The organism is Mesorhizobium sp. M0898 (genome assembly GCF_040319695.1).
Taxonomy (GTDB): Bacteria; Pseudomonadota; Alphaproteobacteria; order Rhizobiales; family Rhizobiaceae; genus Mesorhizobium.
Window position 1 is genome coordinate 1 of record NZ_JAMYOE010000135.1, and the last position, 986, is coordinate 986.

Here is a 986-nt window from a genome sequence, read left to right on the forward strand (position 1 = left end):
TTGGTGATCGCCTTCGCAGGCACCATCAACCCGTCGGCCGGCAGCGTCAGCGTGTTCGTGCCCTTAGAGCATGCCGTCCTCACACGCGAAGTCACCGACGCCGCGCGGACCAAGATGTTCGCGCGCTACAGCCTTGTGGGTGCGCTCGCAGCCGCGGTTGGCGCGCTCGCTTCGGCAACCCCTGATCTTCTGGCTCCAGCCGGCCTCGACCAACTCACCGGCATCAAGGCGATGTTCGTGCTCTATGCGTTGCTGGGCCTGCTCGGCGGTCTCCTTTACGCGCAGATCCCGCGGCGCCGGCCAACGTCGGACTCCGGCAGCACGTCCGCGCTTGGCCCCTCGCGGAATATCGTTTTCAGGCTTGCGGCCCTTTTTAGCCTTGATGCCTTTGCCGGCGGCTTCCTCGTCCAGTCGCTGCTTGCCCTGTGGCTTTTCGAAAAATTCGACCTGTCGCTTTCGGAAGCGGGCTTTTTCTTCTTCTGGTCCGGGGTGCTTTCGGCGTTCTCATTCCCCGTTGCCGCCTGGCTGTCGCGGCACATCGGACTCATCAACACGATGGTGTTCACACACATTCCGTCCAGCATCGCCCTGATGCTGGCGGCGCTTGCGCCGACGCTCCCTCTGTCGCTCGCCCTGCTGCTGATCCGTGCCGCGCTTTCGCAGATGGACGTCCCGACGCGCTCATCTTACGTCATGGCGGTCGTCACGGAGGCGGAGCGGGCAGCCGCCGCGAGCTTCACATCGGTACCGCGCAGTTTGGCTGCCGCAGCCAGTCCCGCCCTGGCGGGCGCTCTGTTCGCTGCCTCGTTCCGGGCTTGGCCCCTGATCATCTGCGGTGCACTGAAGATCGCTTACGATCTGCTGCTGTTGCTGCAGTTTCGGCACCTCAAGCCGCCGGAGGAACGGTGATGCAGCCGCCGGTTTGGGGTGTTTGACCAGGATGGGTCAATCGCGAAGGAAAACGTTGGAAAGTTGTCGATCACTTC

General features: G+C 63.6%; 1 protein-coding gene. It reads left to right on the top strand.

Annotation, left to right across the window (positions count from 1 at the left end; genetic code table 11):
- On the top strand, positions 1-909 hold a 909-nt coding region (locus tag NKH90_RS34575), incomplete at its 5' end, for an MFS transporter (RefSeq protein WP_352823796.1).
- Positions 910-986: the final 77 nt, after the last annotated feature.